Raw genomic sequence first — 1,139 nt, 5'->3', positions numbered from 1 at the left:
TTACAAAAGTAAAGAAATATAGTTTAATAAGAATATTGATTAAAAAATAGGGAGAGGTAAATCCTTGAAAAATATAATACTTGTATTTATAGTTTTTTGTCTTACAATTTTTTCTGCTTATTTCATGATAACAACTGATTCTAAGCAAGAAGATAAAAAAGATTCAAAACAAGAAAAAACTGAACAATCAACTAAGAAACAAGAAAAAACACAGAAAAAAGAAGAAAAAGAATTAGATATTAAAACTCAAAAAGATTTATCTAAAATTATATATAGCAAGAAAGATGAACAGACTAAGATGAATGCTTATAATGAAGCAATTGATAAAGAAATCATACCGAGAAGTAATAATTATCAAGAAGCTGTATATGCTTATGAAGAGTCAGTATGGTTGAAAAATAATACGGGAACTGAGTAGTTAAATATACATATCATTTTCATCTCTATAATTATTAATTGGAGGGGTATAAATTGCACGTAAAAATATTAGGTTTTAACCTTTTTGCTAAGGGAGGTACTTCAAGAAGTAATATTAATTTAATTAAAGCATTTGTTAAATCTGGATATAAAGTAACTTATTATAATTTCAAAGATTATAACCAAAGTGATTTATTTAATACTATGATTAATGAAGGTTTATTAGATGATAATCTTGAGTTCCAAAAATACACAGATGCAAAAGAATTAGGGGATTGTGACAAATTAATATTAACGCGAGAAACATTTTTCTATATTGCTAGGGATGTTAAACAAGTTAATAAAAAAGTTCAAATTATTGGTGAAATACATGGACCATTAGCTTATATTTCTGATGAAGCAGATTTAGCTACAGATGCTATAGATGCATTTAGAGTAAGTACTGCCAAAATTAAAGAAGAATTTATAGAAAAATATGATGTCAATTATGTATTTAATCAATACGTGGAAGCTTCACATATTAATCTAAGTATGGAACCTAAAAATACTAAACGTAATTTACTGATTAAAGCTAGATTTGAAGATGAAATAAAGGATATTTCTTATGTAATTAAATTAATGAATTGCATAGTTAATGTAAAAGGATATGAAGATATAAATCTTTATATTAAAGGTTATGGACCATCGGAAGTATTATACAATAATTTAGTGAATTATTATGG

Annotated in this window: 1 protein-coding gene and 1 pseudogene; both read left to right on the top strand. The window is 24.8% G+C overall.

The features are described from left to right. Positions 1-64 precede the first annotated feature (64 nt). Positions 65-418 carry a hypothetical protein gene (locus tag CD129_RS12065; RefSeq protein ID WP_107510202.1) on the top strand — a complete coding sequence of 118 codons (354 nt, stop codon included), beginning with the start codon at positions 65-67 and terminating at the stop codon, positions 416-418. Positions 419-471: 53 nt separating this feature from the next. Further along, positions 472-1,139 (top strand): annotated as a pseudogene (locus CD129_RS12060) (hypothetical protein); the annotation flags it as partial.

Source organism: Mammaliicoccus fleurettii, assembly GCF_003970575.1.
Taxonomy (GTDB): domain Bacteria; phylum Bacillota; class Bacilli; order Staphylococcales; family Staphylococcaceae; genus Mammaliicoccus; species Mammaliicoccus fleurettii.
The sequence above is the reverse complement of the archived record's forward strand: the minus strand, read 5'-3'. Positions and strand labels throughout refer to the sequence as shown.